Source organism: Amycolatopsis sp. w19 (assembly GCF_051373225.1).
In the GTDB taxonomy this organism is placed as follows: Bacteria; Actinomycetota; Actinomycetes; order Mycobacteriales; family Pseudonocardiaceae; genus Amycolatopsis; species Amycolatopsis japonica.
Map to the genome: position 1 here is coordinate 15,637 of NZ_JBPQFM010000040.1, position 18,031 is coordinate 33,667.

Annotated in this window: 18 protein-coding genes and 1 pseudogene; 12 read left to right on the plus strand and 7 right to left on the minus strand. The window is 68.7% G+C overall.

Annotated features, from left to right (window positions below):
- The first annotated feature begins 131 nt into the window (after positions 1-131).
- Entirely contained in the window at positions 132-731 is a 600-nt protein-coding gene (locus ACSMFO_RS38780; protein ID WP_436462376.1) for a TetR/AcrR family transcriptional regulator, read from the plus strand.
- 48 nt (positions 732-779) lie between these two features.
- Here the strand turns inward: ACSMFO_RS38780 and ACSMFO_RS38785 are convergent, their stop codons facing one another.
- A complete protein-coding gene (locus ACSMFO_RS38785; protein ID WP_436462377.1) occupies positions 780-1,397 on the minus strand; it encodes a hypothetical protein in 618 nt (205 codons plus the stop codon).
- A 268-nt stretch (positions 1,398-1,665) separates the two neighbouring features.
- Here ACSMFO_RS38785 and ACSMFO_RS38790 point away from each other — a divergent pair, with 268 nt between their 5' ends.
- The 3 genes from ACSMFO_RS38790 (at position 1,666) to ACSMFO_RS38800 (ending at position 5,658) form a co-directional block, all read left to right on the plus strand.
- Entirely contained in the window at positions 1,666-2,919 is a 1,254-nt protein-coding gene (locus ACSMFO_RS38790; protein WP_436462378.1) for a DUF222 domain-containing protein, read from the plus strand.
- Between the two features lie 545 nt (positions 2,920-3,464).
- Positions 3,465-4,760: a choice-of-anchor B family protein gene (locus tag ACSMFO_RS38795; protein ID WP_073842379.1), complete on the plus strand. Its 1,296-nt coding sequence runs from the start codon at positions 3,465-3,467 to the stop codon at positions 4,758-4,760.
- 13 nt (positions 4,761-4,773) lie between these two features.
- A complete protein-coding gene (locus tag ACSMFO_RS38800; protein ID WP_436462379.1) occupies positions 4,774-5,658 on the plus strand; it encodes a hypothetical protein in 885 nt (294 codons plus the stop codon).
- On the opposite strand, the gene ACSMFO_RS38805 is transcribed toward ACSMFO_RS38800, so the two are convergent.
- Positions 5,639-8,317 carry a beta-N-acetylglucosaminidase domain-containing protein gene (locus tag ACSMFO_RS38805; RefSeq protein ID WP_436462380.1) on the minus strand — a complete coding sequence of 893 codons (2,679 nt, stop codon included), beginning with the start codon at positions 8,315-8,317 and terminating at the stop codon, positions 5,639-5,641. The genes ACSMFO_RS38800 and ACSMFO_RS38805 overlap by 20 nt on opposite strands.
- Before the next feature lie 330 nt (positions 8,318-8,647).
- Here ACSMFO_RS38805 and ACSMFO_RS38810 point away from each other — a divergent pair, with 330 nt between their 5' ends.
- From ACSMFO_RS38810 to ACSMFO_RS38830, 5 genes are all read left to right on the plus strand, one after another.
- Positions 8,648-9,412, plus strand: coding sequence for a YbhB/YbcL family Raf kinase inhibitor-like protein (locus ACSMFO_RS38810; protein ID WP_436462389.1), 765 nt, complete (start codon positions 8,648-8,650; stop codon positions 9,410-9,412).
- A gap of 24 nt (positions 9,413-9,436) precedes the next feature.
- Positions 9,437-10,048: a SecDF P1 head subdomain-containing protein gene (locus ACSMFO_RS38815; protein ID WP_436462381.1), complete on the plus strand. Its 612-nt coding sequence runs from the start codon at positions 9,437-9,439 to the stop codon at positions 10,046-10,048.
- Between the two features lie 61 nt (positions 10,049-10,109).
- On the plus strand, positions 10,110-11,165 hold the full coding sequence (locus tag ACSMFO_RS38820; protein WP_073842385.1) for an LLM class flavin-dependent oxidoreductase: 1,056 nt from the start codon (positions 10,110-10,112) through the stop codon (positions 11,163-11,165).
- 10 nt (positions 11,166-11,175) lie between these two features.
- Entirely contained in the window at positions 11,176-12,060 is an 885-nt protein-coding gene (locus ACSMFO_RS38825) for a helix-turn-helix domain-containing protein (RefSeq protein ID WP_436462382.1), read from the plus strand.
- A 59-nt stretch (positions 12,061-12,119) separates the two neighbouring features.
- The gene (locus tag ACSMFO_RS38830; RefSeq protein ID WP_038514860.1) at positions 12,120-12,578 is read left to right on the plus strand and encodes an SRPBCC family protein; all 459 of its coding nucleotides are present in this window, start codon (positions 12,120-12,122) and stop codon (positions 12,576-12,578) included.
- A 7-nt stretch (positions 12,579-12,585) separates the two neighbouring features.
- On the opposite strand, the gene ACSMFO_RS38835 is transcribed toward ACSMFO_RS38830, so the two are convergent.
- A complete protein-coding gene (locus ACSMFO_RS38835; protein WP_436462383.1) occupies positions 12,586-13,548 on the minus strand; it encodes a M64 family metallopeptidase in 963 nt (320 codons plus the stop codon).
- Positions 13,549-13,646: 98 nt separating this feature from the next.
- Between ACSMFO_RS38835 and ACSMFO_RS38840 the strand changes: the two genes are divergently transcribed.
- The 3 genes from ACSMFO_RS38840 to ACSMFO_RS38850 all read left to right on the plus strand — a co-directional run bounded on the left by ACSMFO_RS38840 (position 13,647) and on the right by ACSMFO_RS38850 (position 15,721).
- Positions 13,647-14,621, plus strand: a complete 975-nt coding sequence (locus ACSMFO_RS38840) for a LysR family transcriptional regulator (RefSeq protein ID WP_436462384.1) — start codon at positions 13,647-13,649, stop codon at positions 14,619-14,621.
- 75 nt (positions 14,622-14,696) lie between these two features.
- Positions 14,697-15,449, plus strand: coding sequence for a S1 family peptidase (locus ACSMFO_RS38845; protein ID WP_436462385.1), 753 nt, complete (start codon positions 14,697-14,699; stop codon positions 15,447-15,449).
- A 56-nt stretch (positions 15,450-15,505) separates the two neighbouring features.
- On the plus strand, positions 15,506-15,721 hold the full coding sequence (locus ACSMFO_RS38850; protein WP_436462386.1) for a hypothetical protein: 216 nt from the start codon (positions 15,506-15,508) through the stop codon (positions 15,719-15,721).
- On the opposite strand, the gene ACSMFO_RS38855 is transcribed toward ACSMFO_RS38850, so the two are convergent.
- The 4 genes and pseudogenes from ACSMFO_RS38855 to ACSMFO_RS38870 all read right to left on the minus strand — a co-directional run.
- Positions 15,711-15,842 carry a hypothetical protein gene (locus tag ACSMFO_RS38855; RefSeq protein ID WP_255355316.1) on the minus strand — a complete coding sequence of 44 codons (132 nt, stop codon included), beginning with the start codon at positions 15,840-15,842 and terminating at the stop codon, positions 15,711-15,713. The two genes, ACSMFO_RS38850 and ACSMFO_RS38855, sit on opposite strands and share 11 nt — an antisense overlap.
- A gap of 124 nt (positions 15,843-15,966) precedes the next feature.
- Entirely contained in the window at positions 15,967-16,962 is a 996-nt protein-coding gene (locus tag ACSMFO_RS38860) for a LuxR C-terminal-related transcriptional regulator (RefSeq protein ID WP_436462387.1), read from the minus strand.
- A 3-nt stretch (positions 16,963-16,965) separates the two neighbouring features.
- On the minus strand, positions 16,966-17,619 hold the full coding sequence (locus ACSMFO_RS38865) for a S1 family peptidase (protein WP_037336626.1): 654 nt from the start codon (positions 17,617-17,619) through the stop codon (positions 16,966-16,968).
- A gap of 302 nt (positions 17,620-17,921) precedes the next feature.
- A pseudogene (locus ACSMFO_RS38870) lies at positions 17,922-18,031 on the minus strand (IS481 family transposase); the annotation flags it as partial.

An 18,031-nucleotide genomic window follows, 5' to 3' on the forward strand; every position in this document is an offset into this window, starting at 1 on the left:
GTGTGGGTCACATCCTGAGCCAGTTTTGGACAGTCGTCAAGATTTTCTTGGACAGTCGTCAAGAGATCCGCGAAGCTAGACTGTGGGACCCCGCGGCAGGCGCGGGCTCCCGGACCGGACAGGAACTCGTGGTGACCGAGACGAGCGAGCGGATCGCACGCCGGAGCGTGGACAAGTTCGCCCAGCGACGGGCGGAACTGGCGGAGTCCGCGCTGCAGGCGCTGTCCGAGCTGGGGTACGCGAGGACGAGCCTGCGGGAGATCGCGCAGAAGTCGAACTTCTCGCACGGGGTGCTGCACTACTACTTCACCGACAAGGTGGAACTGCTGACCTACGCGGTCCGCAAGTTCGAGGAAGTGTGCGTGACCCGCTACGACGAGGTCGTGGCCATGGCGCGTTCGGCCGAGGAACTGGTGCGGGGATTCGGCGAGGCGATGGCGGGCACGCTGCGGGCCGACGCCGTGATGCACCGGCTGTGGTACGACCTGCGGAACCAGAGCCTGTTCGAGGCCGCGTTCCGCGCCGACGTGCTCGAGATCGACACTCAACGGCAGGCGATGATCTGGCGGGTCGTGGAGCGCTATGCCGAACTCGCCGACGCTTCGCCCGTCGTGACGCAGCAGGTCGCTTACGCGGCTTTCGACGGCCTGTTCCAGCAGGCGCTGCTGCACCATCTCGCCGATGGTCTCGCCGAGGGCGCGGGGTCGTTGCTTCGGCGGCTGGTCTCGTAGGTCCGTTCGATGGGCTCCTGGACGTGGAGCCCATCGAACGGCTTGCCGCTAGTCGGTGGCGTTGATCGCCGCGCCGTCGTAGAGAAGGGTTCCGGCGCTGTCGTAGACCCGGACCTTGAGCTTCGTCATTTCCGACCGCGAGTCGGCCATCAGCCGCTCGAACTCCGCGCGGCCTTCCGCGGAAGCGGCTTCATGGGCTTCCAGCCTTTCCCGCGCGTGGCGGAGGCTGACCATGTCCACGGCTATTTCGGCGGCGAAGGTGCCGTCCACGACGTCGGCTTCGGCTACTGTGCCGTCGCTGGCTCGCAGTTCCAGTCTGGCCGCTCCGGGGACGAGGCGTCCCATCAGGCAGGCGGGCCGGCCGTTGTAGGCGGCCATCCAGCGCCAGACCGAGTACGGGCGTTGGTCTTGGTCTTGTTTTTGGTCTTGGGGTTGGTCTTGGGGTTGCAGGTTCAGCCACGTGCCGCGGCCGTTCTCGAGGTTGCAGATGCCGGCGGATCCGTCGTCGTTGTAGGCGAGGAGCGCACCGAGCTCGGCCGTGGCGCCGATCCTGGCGCCGGGATGCCAGCCTTGGGTGGGTGGCAGTCGGTCGGTCGAGCCTCGTGCGGTTTTCTCTTCGATGGTCGTGGTGAGGGCTGATTCGAGCTGTGCTGCGGGTGATGTCACTGCGTGCTGTTCTCCTTTGTGTCGGTTCACTCTCGCTTCGGTTCGTGGTCGGCGCATCGGGGAGATTCCCTGAGTTCCGGTGAGTGGGGCCGATGTTAGCAGAAAGCGCTTACTGGAGTTTCGGTTTGTTCTTGGAGTTCGAGTGGTCGGTGGTGACGCCGAGAACACCAGTGGCCTGCCGGGAATCCGGTGGTGACTCAACTCTTGAATCCTCTTTCGAAACTCCTTCACATTCGTACATGTGTTCGAATTCTGGTATTCTTATGAGGTGCCCGAGACCTTCCTCCCCGAGTTGCCGCAGGAGCTGTGGCGCGCCGGCAAGCTGGAGCTTGCCCATGGCGTGCAGCAGTCGTTGCAGGTGATTCGGATCGCGACCGCCTGTCTAGGCCGGTTCCTGGCGGAGATCGAGTCTCGGGGCGCCAAAGACTTGTACGGGCATGGCAGCGCGGCGAGCTGGCTCGCCGAGATCGCGGGTCTGTCGCGGGGTGAGGCGGGTCCGATCGTGAAGCGTGCGATCGCGCTGAACCCCACCCGGGCTTTGGATGGCACCGAGGTTCCGCCGGTCGCTCCCGCGACTGCTGCGGTCGCCGCTCTGGGGTTGGTCGGGGATGAGCGGATTGATCAGATCCTGGAGATCTTGAAAAACCTTCCGGCCGACATTTCGGCCGAGGATCGGGCGGGTGCGGAGCAGATCCTCGCCGACCTTGCCCCGAGTGCCGGACCCCGGCAGCTCGCCAAGGCCGAGGCGAACCTGCAGGGCTTGCTCAACCCTGACGGCAAGGAACCCAAGGATCCCGAGCCGAAGGAACCACGCCGCGAGATCACCCTGGAGCGGCGTAAGGACGGGTTCTGGAAGCTGACCAGTCTGCTGGATGACGAGACCGGGGCCCGGACCGCCGCCGCGTTGGAGGCGCATGCCCAGCCACGCCCGGTGGACGAGTTCGGGCAGGCGGATCTGCGGATGAAGTGCGAGCGCATGGGAGATGCCTGGGCCGAGCTGCTCGATCTGGCGATCGCCTGCCCGGACCAACCGGGCACCAGCGGCTACCGCACGCTCGTGCACGTCACCATCGGACTCGACGAACTGAAGTCCGGCCTCGGCACCGCGTGTCTCGACTTTGTCGGGACGATGACGGCGCGGGAAGCGCGGCTCGCGGCCTGCGACTGTCTGATGTTGCCGGTCGTGATGGGTTCCTCGGGTGAACCGCTGGATATGGGACGGCTGAGACGGTTCGTCACTCCCGGCCAGCGACGTGCGTTGAACCTCCGCGACGGGGGCTGTGCCTTCCCGGGCTGTCATCGGAAACCGAAGAATTGCCACGCTCATCATATTGAGCACTGGGCAGACGGCGGACCCACGGATCTCCGGAATCTCGTGTTGCTCTGCGGCTTCCATCATCGGTTGATTCACCACGGTGACTGGGAAGTCCGGATGGCCGTTGATGGGTTACCGGAGTTCATCCCACCCCAATACCGGGACCCGCTCCGACAACCTAGGCGCAACACCCTGCACTACGTCTGAACCCCGAGGAGCCCGTCGGCCACGCCGGCGACGGGCCCTTCGTCATGCCCGTGTGGGTTTGGGACATCTGACGTCCCAAACCCACACAGTCCATCGCGCTCGCCCGACCGAAGATCCCCAGGACCCGCCACTCGGCGACAAAGCCCTCCGTATCCGCGACTGAGGGCCTGCTCCTCCCCAAGATTCATCGACGACCGAAGCACTGCCAGGCCCGGCACCCGAACACGAGGCCGAACGTCCAAGCGGGCCCCGAGCCCTCCCTAACGGACGACCGCGACCGGACCGATCACGCACGACTGTGTGGATTTCGGGTCATCCAACGCCCCAAGATCCACACAGTCCATCGCCAACGGACCAGTCATGATCGACCGGACATCCTCAAGACCTGGCCCCCACCCCAGACGAAAGGCCGAGGCCACCGTCGATCCGCCAAGCGCCCCCAGTCCGCTCATAAACGGTTAAAAGCCCCATACGTTCGACGGGATACACCGGGAGTGGGTGCCCATATCGTCGGAGGCCGACCGCGACCCGGTGAGGAGCCTCGGATGAAACTCGTGCGGATGATGGGGTTGGCCGTGCTGACGGCCTCCGCGTTGGTGTTGTCGATGACCGCGGCGTCCGCGCACGATCCGGAGACAGCGGAGGGACAGGCGGCGGCCCGCACCTTCATGGCCGACCACGTCCCGGCCGAGCGGCACGCCGTCACGGGCACCGCGGCGGGGGTCCCGTGCGTCAACGGCAAGGCCGACAAATACCCGTGCAAGAACGTCGACCTGCTCAGCGTGCTGCCCCTCTCCGGTCTCGGCGGCGGCAACGGCAACGACATCTGGGGCTGGACCGATCCTTCGTCCGGCAAGGAATACGCCATCGTCGGGCGGACCAACGGCACCGCGTTCGTCGACCTGAGCGTCCCGACCTCGCCGAAGTTCCTCGGCAATCTGCCTTCCAACGGCGGCAGCAGTTCTTGGCGGGACATGAAGGTGTACAAGAACCACGCGTTCATCGTGGCCGACTTCATCACCGGGCACGGGATGCAGGTGTTCGACCTGACCAGGCTGCGCACCGTCACGACACCGCAGACCTTCACCGCCGACGCGCTGTACAAGGAATTCGGTCCCGCGCACAACATCGCGATCAACGAGGAGACCGGTTTCGCGTACGCGATCGGCTCCAACACGTGCAGCGGCGGGCCGCATATCGTCAACATCCAGAACCCGAAGGCCCCGGCCAAGGCGGGCTGCGTTTCGCAGGACGGGTACACCCACGACACGCAGTGCGTCGTCTACCGCGGGCCGGACACGGCGTACAGCGGCAAGGAAATCTGCTTCAACGCCAACGAGGACACGCTGACCATCGTCGACGTCACCGACAAGGCCAGGCCGGTCCAGATCTCGCGCAAGGGCTACTCGGGCGCGCAGTACTCACACCAGGGCTGGCTGACCGGCGATCAGCGCTACTTCCTGCTCGACGACGAACTGGACGAGTCGCGCGGCACCGACAAGCGCACCAAGACCTACGTCTGGGATCTGGCCAAGCTGTCCGCTCCCGTGCACACCGGCGTCTACAGTTCGCCCGCCACCGCGATCGACCACAACCAGTACATCAAGGGTCAGTACTCCTACCAGGCGAACTACCAGGCCGGTCTGCGCATCCTGGACGTCAGCGGGGTCGCTTCGGCGAAGTTGTCCGAGGTCGGCTACTTCGACATCTACCCGGCGGGCAACGCGGCGAACTTCAACGGGGCGTGGAGCAACTACCCGTACTTCTCCAGCGGCATCGTCATCGTCAACGGTATCGAGCAGGGCCTGGTCGTGGTGAAGCCGAACCTCGGCGGCAAGTGACCGGGGGCAGGGCGTGCGCAAACCCCGGCTCACGGATTGGTTGTTCCTGGCGCTGGCCTTGGTGATCGGCACGGCCGCGGTCTTCGTGGCCCTCCGGCCGGCACCGGGCTCCGCGCATTCGGCTCACCGGCAACAACCTGTGGTGGCGGCGGATCTGCTTCAAGCCGCCCACAGCGACGGGCTGTCGGAGGCGGAAAGCGGCTACCGGTTCGAGCGGGTCACCACTCCCGCCGTCAGGGGTCCCGAGGTACCGGTCGCGTTCCGGATCCTCGGGCCCGACGGGCGGCCGGTGACCCGGTTCCTGGACAACCAGACCAAACAGATGCACTTCTTCGCCGTGCGCGACGACATGAACGTCTTCCAGCACGTGCATCCGAGGCTCGACGGGGACACCTGGCACACGAACCTCGCGCTGACCGACGGCGGCGCCTACCGGATGTTCGCCGAGTTCGTGCCGCTCGACACGAAGGATCCGAAGCATCCGGTGGTACTCGGTGTCCCGTTCACCGTGCCCGGTGACACCACTTTCGTGCCGGTGCCCGCTCCGGCGGGCGACACCGTGACGGCCACGGGATACCGGGTGACGCGGGTGGACGGGGCGGCCCGGATCCCGTCGATGCGGGCGCAGGTCCTCCGGTTCGCCCTCCGCGGCCCGGACGGCGCGCTCCTCACCGCGGTCGACCCGCATCTCGGTGCCAACGGCCATATGACCGGATTCCACAGCATGCTGCTGTCGGCCACGCACCTGCATCCGGTTCAGCCGCTCGGCGTGGCGCTGGCCGGCGGCGAGCTGACCTTCCATTCCTTGTTCTCGGAACGCGGGGAGTACCGGCTGTTCCTCGAGTTCTCCCACGGAGGGCGGGTGCACACGGCCGCGATCACGGTCGCGGTGGACTGACCGGGACCACCTCCGCGATCTTCGGTGCCGCGCCTCCCGGCGACCAGAGGAGCCGGACCTTGTCGGTCGTGACGCCGTCGGCAGGCAGTTCCGTGTAGCCGCCCGACATCCGGCCGATCGTCCGCCATCCGCCCGCCGAGTCCACGACCTGGACGTCGGCGCCCGCACCGGCGTCCGCCGCCAGGACGACGACCTTGCTCAGCGGTTTCGGCGCGACGGCGGTGACGACGAGCGCGTCGCCCTCTATCGGCGCCGACGCCGCCGCGTACAGCGAATCGGCGTTGTTGTCCGCCGCCGCGGCCAGGTTCGACCCCGCCGGGGTGCCGGTGACGGTGTACTTCGGACTGTCCGGTGTGGACACGGTGAATTCGCGGACCACGACCCAGAAGGTCTGCGTGCCGGTCGTGCGGATGCGGACGAACCGCGCCTCGGCGCCCTCGGGGAGATCGGCCGAGATCACCGGCTCGGTGACCGTCTTCACGGTCGTCCACTGGGTGCCGTCGGCGGAATATTCGAGGACGCCGGCGTGGACGTAGTCGTCCGGGCTGGTCGGCTTCCCCATCAGGATGTCCACATGGGACACCCGCTGCGCGGAGCCGAGGTCGACCCCGATGGTGGCGCCGATCCGGGGTGCCCAGTCGCTCCAGTAGTAGGTCTCGGGGTCGCCGTCGACCATCCGGGCGGGGACGTTGTCGGTGTAGGTGCCGAGCGACGTCGTCGGCCGCGGCCGGATCCCGGGCAGGCCGAACCAGCGGTCGGCCGTGGCCAGCGCGCTGTCGAGGAACGGCACGCAGACTCCCGTGCAGGTGCTCGGGTTGCGCGGGCCCCGCGAGGTCGGGACACGGATCGCCTGCGCCTGCTTGAGCGCGGAGACGAGCTCGCCGCGTTCCGCCCAGGCCTTCGCGCCGTCGCCGTCGACCTGGGCTAGCAGCATCCGCACCGCGTGCCTGCCGGCCTGACCGTAGAGCCCGACCTGGTCGAGCCACGGTCCGACCTCCGCGAGGAACTTCGGATTCGACGCCATGCCGCGCCGCAGATCTTCGGGGTCGGAGGCCATCGAGGTCAGGTAGCGATCCAGTTTCGCGGCTGCGTCCCACGGATCCTTTTTCTCCAGCGCGGTCCAGAAGGCGGCCAGCAGCGGCCGAAGCACCGGTGAATCCAGATCGGGTTTCCCGGTTTCGAGGCGGACGAGCAGACTCGAATAGTTGTTCTCCGCGAACACCTTCAGCGCGGGGGCGGCCGGTCCGCCGAGGTCGGCGATGGCGGCGAGCCACGACTTGTCGGGGTCGTACCGGTCCGGGTTCCACAGGAAGTCGCCGGAGGTGAACTCGGCGATCTTGGACGCCTCGGCCTGCACCATCGGGTTCGCGGTGATCCCGGAGAGGTACTTCGCGACGCCGGGCTCGCGGCCGATGTACGGGCCGAGCAGCAGACGTTCGGTGATGTAGTCGTTGACCGGGTAGTTGTCCCAGATCAGGATGTCGTGCCCGAAGACCTCTTTCGCCTGCCGGGCCTGCTTTTCGGTGATCTGCCCGGCGATCACGCCGACGCCGGTCCACTCGACGATCACCGCCTTGTCGAGCTGGGTGCGCAGCGCGGTCTTGTACGGCGAGTCGGCGAGGTCGTAGTACTCGGTCGGGACGGTCTGCAGCCGCTCGACACCGGGGTGCGTCGCGATGAAGTCCTGCTGAACGCGGTTGAGCAGGAACGACTGTGCCGCGCCCGCGGCCGCGCCACCGGTGCCGAACTTCGCGGCGTCGGCGTCGCAGTTCCAGCGGGTGTAGGAGATGTCGTCGAGCGGGATCGCGAACGACCGGACCCCGATGTCCCACAGCGACTGGAACTTCGTGACCAGTGCGGTCTTGTCGGCGTCGGACGAGTAGCACACGGAAAGGCCGGGGGAGAGGGCGTAGGTGAACTCGACGTGGTTCGCGTCGGCACGGCTCACCAGCTGCGAGAGCAGGGCGAGCTGTTCCGGCGGGTACTGGTCGCGCCAGCGGGCACGCAGGAACGGGTCGTCCTTGGGCGAGTAGACGTACATGTTCTGTTTGGTGCGGCCGTAGAAGTCCAGCTGCGCCAGCCGGTCGGCGTGCGACCATGGCGCGCCGTAGAAGCCCTCGATCACACCGCGCAGCGGGGCCGCGGGCCAATCACGGATGCCGAACGCGCCGCTCGTGCCGGAAGCGAACAGCTGCCGGAACGACTGCGCCGCGTAGAACGTCCCCGAAGTGCCCACGCCGGACAGTGCGATAACGCCGCGGTCGGCCGCGAGGACGTATCCGCCGGGGGCCAGACCTTCCGGGCCTTTGAGGCGGAGCGCGGCGAGGGCCAGTGCGGTCGCCCTGCTTTCGGTGGGTCCGCCGACGAAGACGACGAGGCCGCCGTTTCCGCGTTCCCGGTCGACGGCGGCTTGATCGTTGTCGGTGACCTTGACGATCGTGCTCGCGCCCGCCGCCCGGAGAACCTGGTCCACGACGGCGAGCGCGGACGGATCGGTGGCCGCTCCGACGACTTCGACGACGGTGCGCGGGATGGTCACCTGCCCCGCTCGTGGCGTCACCTGCTGGGGCGTCGGCCATACCTGGGCCAGGGGAGGTGCGGGAGCCGCGCTCGCCGGTGCGGGGACGGCCACCGCCACCGCGGTCACGAGCAGCGTCACCGGAATGAGTCGGAATACCCATCGGAAGGACATCGGCGGCCCCCAAATCGTCGATCAACGACGTTCTGTGAGCAAGCAAACACCCGATGCGATGACCTGGGCTAGGTCGGTCTGGGTGATTTTCCGACCGGACCGACGGCTACTCGGTCAACGCGGCGGCGGTCAGGGTGAGATGCCGGGTCAGCGCCTCGGCCGCCGCGTCGGCGTCGCGCGCGAGCGCCGTCTCCTCCAGCAGGCGGTGTTCGGCGAGGTGATCACGGCCGGGAGCGTCACGTCTACGACCCCGACGCGCCGACCGGTTCCGGTTTCTGGCACTGGGCGGTCGCCGACATCCCCGCCGCCGTCACGGAACTGCCCGAAGGCGCCGGTGACGACGCCGGCTCCGGGCTTCCCGAAGGCGCCATCCAGGTACCCAACGACGCCCGTCTCGCCCGCTTCCTCGGCGCCGCGCCGCCCGCCGGGCACGGCGTGCACCGCTACTTCGTCGTGGTGCACGCCCTCGACGTCGAGTCGCTCGGCGTCCCGGCGGACTGCACGCCCGCCTTTCTCGGCTTCACCATGGCCTCGCACGTTCTCGGTCGTGCGGTCCTGATCGCCACGGCGGAAACCCCCGGCCCCGAACGCATCGAGGTCTCCCGGCTCGTCCCCGCCTCCGCGGGCGCGATCTTCGCGGTCTTGAGCGATCCGCAGGGACATGTCGACATCGACGCGTCGGGAATGCTCATCGACGCGGAGGGCGATCCGGTCGAGCGGGCGGGCGACCGGTTCGTGGTCCACATGGACCGGGAAGCGCTCGGGGACGTGCCTTTGGGCAAGTACGACGTCGAGGTCGTCATCACCACGCTCGTTCCTGGCGAGGAGATCGCCTGGACCGTGGAGGGCCGGATCCGGCCGCATGCCCGGCACATCTACGGCTACCGGCTGGAGCCCGCCGAGGGCGGCACCCTCGTCACCTCGTACTACGACTGGTCGGAGGTGAGCGAGGAGTGGAAGAACCGCATCACCTTCCCGGTGGTTCCCGAGTCCTCGCTCAAGGCCACGCTCGGAATTCTCGAGCGGACCGTGCGGCGTCGAGGCGATTCACCCACGCGCTGACGCCGAACACGACAGAATGTCCCGGTGCGGAACATCCTCGTAGCGATCGCCCTCGTCCTGCTCGGTGTCACCGGTTGCCAGGGCGGGGTTTCCGGTCAAGCCGAACCCGAAGGCGACAGTTTCGCGATCAAGGACGGGTCGCGGCTGCGATTCCGCCCGGTCCTGGCGGAACTCCCGCCCGGCCCGGCGACGGGCGCGGCGACCGACCGCCAGAGCACGGATCCCGCCGCACAGCAGGCCGCCGCGGCGGCGCTGGACTGTTCGGAGGGGCAGGATCCGCTGGACGGCCGCGACGACCCGGCGCTCCCGCTGGTCACCTGCGACCGTGTGCAGGGCACGAAATACCTGCTCGGCCCGGCGTTCCTCACCGGAGCCGACCTCAGCCGGGCGAACGCTCGCCTCGACACGCAATCCGGGGGTCCGCTCATCGGGCTCAGCTTCACTGACGCGGGCGCGCGGACATGGGCCGACTGGACCGCGGCGAACGTCGGCAAGCAGGTCGCGATGGTGCTGAAGAGCCGGGTGCTGACCGCGCCGTCGATCCAGTCGGCCATCACCGGCGGGGAAACCCAGATCACCGGCAAGTTCACCATGGACGACGCGCGCCGGCTGGCGCGCGACATCGCCGGCGGCTGAGCCCGCGGAATACGATCACCGCACCCGACGTTTGAGCGTTCAACTACTTGAGGAGTTGGACATGGGTTACGAGATCCTGGGCACCCCGCAGGCGCCGACCTTCGGCCTGGACACGTTCGGCGACGTCGGCAACGACGCGAACGGCCAGCCGGTGAGCCAGGCCGAAGCCATCCGCGAGGTCGTGGCCGAGGGTGTCCTCGCCGACCAGGTGGGCGTGGACTACTTCGGCGTCGGCGAACACCACCGCGCGGAGATGGCGGTGTCCTCGCCGGACGTCGTGCTGGCCGCGATCGCGGGCCGGACCGAACGGATCCGGCTGGGCACGGCGGTCACGGTGCTCAGCTCGGACGACCCGGTGCGCGTGTACGAGCGGTTCGCCACGCTGGACGCGGTTTCCCGGGGACGCGCGGAGGTCACGCTCGGCCGTGGCTCGTTCACCGAGTCGTTCCCGCTGTTCGGGTATTCGCTCGAGGACTACGAAGCACTGTTCGCCGAGAAGCTCGACCTGTTCACCCATCTGCAGGAGGAGAAGCCGGTCGACTGGTCCGGGACCGTCCGCCCGGCCCTCGAAGGCGCGCAGGCCTTCCCGGTCACCGAATCGGGCAGCCTGCCCGCGTGGGTCGGCGTCGGCGGCACCCCGCAGTCGGTCGTCCGCGCGGCGGCGTATGGCCTGCCGCTGGTGATGGCGGTGATCGGCGGGTCGCCGGAGCGGTTCACCCCGCTCGCCGACCTGTACCGGCGCGCGCTGAAGGAGGCGGGCCACCAGGAGCTCCCGATCTCGATGCACAGCCCCGGCCACATCGCCGAGACCGACGAACTGGCCGTCTCCCAGCACTTCTCGCACCACCAGGCCGCCTTCGCCAAGATCGGCGCCGAGCGGGGCTGGGGGCCGATGTCCCGGGCCGACTACGACGTCATGGCAGGCCCGCGCGGCGCGCTGTTCGTCGGTTCTCCCGAGACCGTCGCGCAGAAGATCGCCTGGGCGGTGCGGACACTGGGCCTCTCGCGGTTCCAGCTCAAGTACAGCGTCGGCGCGCTTCCGCACGAGCAGCGCCTGAACTCCATCCGGCTCTACGGCGAGCAGGTCGTCCCGCGGGTGAAGGAGTTGCTCGGTTAGGGTCGAAGCCGTGGTGTTCGATTCCGCGCGATTCGACCTTCGGCCCTACATCGGTTTCGACATGGCCCGTTATGTCCGGCGGACCTATTGCAGCTGGGAGGATTCCGGCTGGGAGTCGCTGCTCGTCCAGCGGTTCGAGCACGTTCCCGTCGCGGAGGACCTGCGGCTGCCCGCCGTCGCGGATCTGCATCTGGTCCTGCCGCTTTCGGGGCGGGCGGTGATGGAGAGCCGCGGCGAAGGCCGGTGGAACCGGCACGAATGGGGACGGCTCGAACTCGCTGTCCCCGGCAGGCCGCTGCGGCGCCGCTACCGCGGGGACGAAGCGATGCGCAGCCTGCAGGTGCACATCCCGGGCACCACGGTGGAATCGGTCGCCGCGCGGCTGGGCGGCCGCGCGGTGGACCACGAGGCGATGGCGGCGTCCGTGGCCGGGGGAGATCCGCTGCTCGACGAGCTGGTCCGGGCGGTCGGGAACGCGAGGGAGGACGACGACCTCTACGCCGAATCCGCGGCCGCCTTCCTCACCGTGCACCTGCTCACCCGCCACGCGCGGAAGCCGGGCCCGCCGAGCGCGGGCCGGGAGGACGACCGGGTCCGCGCGGCCGTCGCGATGATGCGTGACCGCTTGGCCGATCCGCTCAGCGTCGCCGAAATCGCCGGCGAGGTACATCTGAGCGTCTACCACTTCATCCGGGTCTTCAAGGAGAAGACCGGCGAGACACCACACCGGTTCCTCGGCAGGCTCCGGATCGAGGAGGCGCGAAGGTTGTTGCGGAGCACCGATCTCCCGATCGCCGCCATCGCGGGACGGTGTGGGTTCGCCACTCCCGGCGCCCTGTCGGCCGCTTTCCTGAAGCACACCGGATCGCGGCCCTCCGAGTACCGCAATTCCTGATCACCGCGCCGCAATCCGGCGCATGGTGGACCCGCCCGGCCGTTCCTAGGGTGAGCCTTGTGAGTGGAACGCAGTCGTACGACGTCACCGCCGAATCGTCGGCACCGCCCGCCGCGGTGTGGGCCCTGTTGCTGGACGCCCGCAGCTGGCCGGTCTGGTCACGGGTCGGCTCCCTGGAAGTGGCCGCGTCACAAGGACTTTCGGCCGACGGCCGGGACGAGGTCGGCGCGGTTCGCGCCTTCCGTACCGGCAAGACGGTCACCAAGGAGCGGATCACCGCCCTCGACCCGGAGCGCCGGTTCGCCTACGAGGGCGTGGACGTTCCGGTGATGCTGGACTACCAGGCCTCGGTCGATCTGTGTGAAACGCCCGGTGGGGGAACGCGGATCCGTTGGCACGGAACGTATCGCGTGGGCAAGGGGAGCGCGTGGATCTTCCGCTGGTACCTGCGCCGCTTCATGCGCGACATGGCGACCGGGCTCGCCGGTCACGCCGGCGGCCCGGTCCGGAGGCCATGACGAGGGATCAATGCCGATGGGCGGCTTCGCGGTGGAAACCCGCGATCATCGCTTCGGTGCTCGGCGGGTTGAACGGCTGGCCGAGGGTGCGCATGAGCGAGTTCACGCTGGGGCGGTACATCCCGGTCTTGCAGTAGCGGGAACCCTCGAAGACGCCGACCGTGCCACCGTCGGGGGAGGGCTTGCCGAGCCACTTGTACCACTTGGCCTGGCGGTCCCTCATCTGCTGGGCCGTGAGCGCGGAAGCGTTGGGCTCCCGGGGTTCCCGGGTGTCACAGGTGCCGTAGTCGTACTCGTCGGCCAGCCCGCCGATGGAGTGCCCGAGTTCGTGGGCGACGATCTGGCTGGCCTGGATGTTGCCGCCGGAAGAGGTCGCGACCCCGCCGCCCGCGCCGCCGTACTTCGTGGTGTTCGCCAGCATGATGACCTGATCGACGTCCGGCGCGGCCGCGGCGTACTGGTTCGCCTTGGTTTCGTTGACGCACAACAGCCGTTCGATGCCGCCGCACCAGAAGTACGAGCCCAGCGCGGTGGTGCGCCGGATGCCCTGGGTCGGGTCGTTCGTGATACCCGACTGGGGTGAGACGACGTCGACCTGCCAGAGGTTGAACTGCTTGCGGTAGCTCTTGTACGGCTCGATGGCGAACAGCGCCGCGATACTGGACCGGACGTGCTGTGAGTACGTGCCCAGCTGCGTGGAGGTGTAGCCGTCACCGACGAAGACCAGGTCGAAGGTGGTCTCGCTGGGGCCGTTGGTCTCGATCGGGGTCACCGCGGCGGCGGCCGCGATCTGCTGCGGCGCGGCCGCCCGGTCCGAAGCGGGCCGGGTGACGTCCACCCTGGTGATGGTTCCTCCGGGCTCGAAGGCCTCCATCGACGTCGTGAATCGGGGAGCCGCCGACGCCGTCGCGGGAACGAGCCCGGCGACGAGGACGGCGGTCAGCGCGACCATGAGGCAGGCGCGTCGCATGCGTACTCCTTGCGGGGAGGGGAGAGAGGGGAGTACGAAAAACGATCCCGACTTTCGACGGCTTCCGGCACATCCCAAGTGGCCATAAGGTCCGCGTGATGGACGTCGAGTTACGTCATCTGCGAGTGGTGTGCGCCGTCGCCGACGCGGGCAGCATCACGCGTGCGGCGATCGGGATCGGGAGCACCCAGCCCGCGCTGACCGCCGCCGTGCAACGGATCGAGCGCGCGTTCGGGGGAACGTTGTTCGTCCGGGGGCGCGACGGTGTCTTCCCGACGGCGTTCGGCGAATGCGTCCTCGTCCGCGCCCGTGCCGTCCTCGCCGCGGCGGACACGATGCACCGGGACGCGGCGCGTTTCCTGGCGGAGGGCGAGAAACGTCCTGTCGCGCTGGGTGGGATCGGCGGGTCCATGGTCGTCGAACTGGCGGACCGGCTCGGGGATTCCGGCCGGGGACAAGCGGTTTCGGTGACCACCGAGTTCTCGCCGTTGCGGCTGCTGGATCTCGTGGCCGGCGGGCAACTCGACGCCGCGGTCGTCGCCGACTATCCGGGCCATCTCCTGCCGTCGGCGCCGGGTGTGACGTCGCGGCCGCTGGCCACGCAACCGGTGTTCGTGGCGATCGCCGCGGACCATCCCGCGGCCCGCCGCACCGAGATCGACCTCGCCGAGCTCGCCGGGGAACGGTGGGTGCTCGGACCGTCCGATGGCGCCGGATGGCCGGAGTGCTTCGAAGAAGCCTGTGCCCGTGCGGGATTCCGGCCGCAGGTCGCGCACCGGAGCACGGAATTGCGCCCGCTGCAACGCCTGATCGCGGCGGGCCGGGCGATTTCCCCGTGCCAGGTCACCTTTCCCTCGTCACCCGGGATCGCGATCCGGCCTCTCGCGGGGGATCCGCTGTGGATGCGTTATCTGATCGCGTGGAACGCGGACGGTGCCTTCGGCGGCGACACCGACGCCTTGATCGCGGCGGCGGAGGCGGCTTACCGCTCCGACACCGAAACCAGCCTCCCCTATCGCCACTGGCTCGCCCGCCGCGCGGGACCGGTCAACGGCAGACGTGCCATCGGGTGACACCTGGTCGGGGAATTCCCCTTGTCGGGCAGGGGGTCCTAGCCTCGGATCACCTCATCGACGAAGGGTAAGAAATTGCGTCTGCGCGCCCTGCTGGCCGCTGCTGTCCTGACCATCACCACCGCTCCGGCGGCGCTCGCCGCGCCGGACGTCGCCCACGGCACCGATGTCCCACCGGGGCGGTTCGGGTTCGTCGCGAAGATCGCGATGACGAAGATCCCACGCCCCGACGGTTCGACCTACGGCAGCTACTGCACGGGCGCGCTGATCGCGCCGAGCTGGGTCGTCACCACGGGGCACTGCTTCCACGACGCGCACCGCAAGCGGGTCGCGGGCAAGATGCCGTATCCGACGATGGTGACGTTGGGCCTGGTCGACGAGGCGGTCGAATCGGGTGTGGCCCGCAAGGCGACCGAAGTGCTGCAGGCGAAGGAAAACGACGTCGCCCTCATCAAGCTGGACACCCCGGTGACGACGGTGTCCCCGCTGAAGGTGAGCCGAGTGCTCCCGAAGGTCGGCCAGCAGCTGACCTTGGCGGGCTGGGGGAGCCTGACCGCCACGAATCCCGCTCCGGCCACCCGGATGCAGCAAGGCACCGTGCAGGTGGCGACGGTGGCACCGACGACGATCGGCGTCCGCGGCGCCGCGCCGTCGATCACGACCAGTGCCTGCACGTACGACTCGGGGGCGCCGTACTTCGTCGCCGAGGGCACGGGTGGCGCGTTGGTCTCGCTGGAGGCCACCGGGCCGGCTTGCCCGCACGCCGGGATCGAGACGACCTCCCGCGCGGACGTCATCGCGGACTGGATCGCCACCCATACGGGCTAACGGACCGTTTCGGCCGGTGGCGCATCGGGTAGTGGCGTGATCAGGAGGTATGTGCGATGACGAATCCTCGAACGACCGCCCCTCCGGCGCCGCCGGACCCCATGCCGCCGGACCCGGGTATTCCCGAACCGGTGCCTGATCCGGGCAAGCCGGAACCGGTCCCGGACCCCGGGGTACCCGAACGGGTCCCCGCTCCGGGGCCGGACCGCCCGCTGCCGGAACCCGAGAGCCCGCCGGAATCCCGGCCGGGACCGGCGGGTCTCAGAGGGTGAACGCGAGCCAGAGCGCGAGCCAGGCGCAGGCCGCGATCGCGACGACGACCGCGAACACCCGCAGGCCGGCGGTGGCGATCCGGAGCGACGCCGTGCCGGTGTGGTGTCGGTGATTCCCCATGATTCCGCCCTCCTTCCAAGATCACCATCCGCTCCCGGCGCGCCCGGCGCAGCGGGGAAGGTCCATCCGGGTGACCCCGGCCGGGTGAGTGATACCCGCATTCAGAGGACGAAATACGGGGGTTTCAGAGCCAGTTGTTGTGCGTGGCGAAGACCCCCAGCTGGAACCGGCTGGAGACGCTGGCGCGGTCCATCAGGGTTTCGAGATAGCGGAACAGGGTGCGTCTGCTGACACCGAGTTCGGCGGCGATCTCGTCGTCCTTGCGCCCGGCGGCGAGCAGGATCAGCAGCTCCCGCTCGACCGGCCGGATCGGTTGCCCGGACGTCCGGCCACGCCGGTCGATCGGGAGCGCGGCCGCCCAGGACGTCTCGAACAGTCCCTCCAGCGCGGAGAAAAGGCTGCAGGGACGCACGATGACGATGGACTGGTTGCGATCGGCCTCACGGATGGTCAGCGCGATGGTGGCCGCACGGTCGTCGAACAGCGTCAGTTTGACCGGGAGTTCGGGTAGCAGGCGGGCCTGCTCACCGGCTCGCAGGCACGGCAGGATGTTCGCGGCCAGATAGCCGGGATCGCCGAACGACGCTCCACTGTAGACACAACGGTAGCCGATCCCGCGCCGCAGTTGCTCCTCCTCTAGGAGATTCCGGCGGCCGCCGGTGAAGTAGGGCGGGGAATCGAGGCGGCGCACCTGATGCCGCACCGTGGTCGCGAGATGCTGCAGCCGGGGGATGATGGCGTCGCCGGTGACCACTTCGAGCAGGTCCTGCGCGTTCGGCATCCCCGCGTGCGCCCGCCTGAACGCGCGGTACGCGGTCTGGACCGCGAGCCGCGCGTCGTGCAGTTCGGCCTGCCTTCGCGTGGTCAGCGCGGTGAGTGCCTCGCTGGGGTTAGCCGGGACGTACTCGTCTCCGTCCACACCGGACGACACGGCGAGACCGGCGTCGGCCAGTTCCTTCAGCGCCAGCTCGACGTTCTCCGCGTCGTCCTCCCGCCAGGCCAGCTCCACGGCGGTGACGGGCGCGCTTTCGAGCATCCGCCGGTAGATCCGGGCGGCGGTTTCGCCGAGGCCCAGCCTGCCCAGCTGCGGGCCGAGCCCGTCCGGGGTCCCCGATGCCACTTCCTAGACGCCCGACGTGTTCCGGATCCAGGTGCGGTTCGCCGAGATGCTGGTGTGCGTCGAGCTGTCCACCTTGTTGCCCGCGATGTGCACGCCGACCTGCTTGCCGCCGACGAAGACCGGCCCGCCCGAGTCGCCGCCGTTGGTCAGCCCGTTGCCCCGGCGGGCCTTGATCAGTCCATTCCCGACACTGGTCACCGTCATCCGGGCGACCTTGAGGTAACGCTGCAGATCGCCGTCTTCGTTGTAGCCCCAGCCATAAACGTATTCGGTGTCGCCGACCGCGACGGAGGTGCCGAGGGACGCGTACGTCGTGGTCACGGAACGGTCCAGTTTCAACAGTGCGATGTCGGCGCCGCTGGACGGCGTGTAGATGTCGGCCACCACCGCGTACGTGCCGGCCTGGTGGTCGACGTCGCCCACCCGGACGGAGTATTCGGCGCCGGGTTCGTCGATGCAGTGCTGGGCGGTGAGCACCCAGCGGGCGCTGATGATCGAACCGGAGCACCACTGCTCGCCGTTCTGCTCGATCATGGCCGCCCACGGGCCGGACTGGGCGTATTCGCCGTCGATGATGGGGGCCGCGACGGCGGCGGGCGCGACCGTCGTGAGCCCGGCCGCGCAGAGCAGTGCGGTGAGAAGACCTCGGATACGCATGGGTGCCTTCCAATGCAGGGGAATCAGGGAAATCGACGGGTCACCCGTTCACGGCCACGGCGGATTCGCCAGGGATCGCCCGGCCGGATCCGATACCGGTTTTCCCATGCTAGGCAAGCGGATACGGCGGTTGATAGCGACTAAAGACGGGAGAAGGCCGCGGTGGGCGGCGCGGGACCCGGACTTCCGGCACTCGTGTGCCGATGGCACCGATGTGCCAGGGAAGGGTTCTTTGGGCACCTAGGTCACCACTCACGCGGCGGTTGAGCGGCTGAGGGTACGTGAAGGACCCCTTCCTGTACCTAGGTGTATTGACCTGGGAGGTTGGGGACGCGGCTGGCGGGTGGTTTGCCGGCGAGTGCGGTGTGGCCGCGGTGGTGATTGTAGGTGTGGAGCCAGTCTGGGTAGGCGT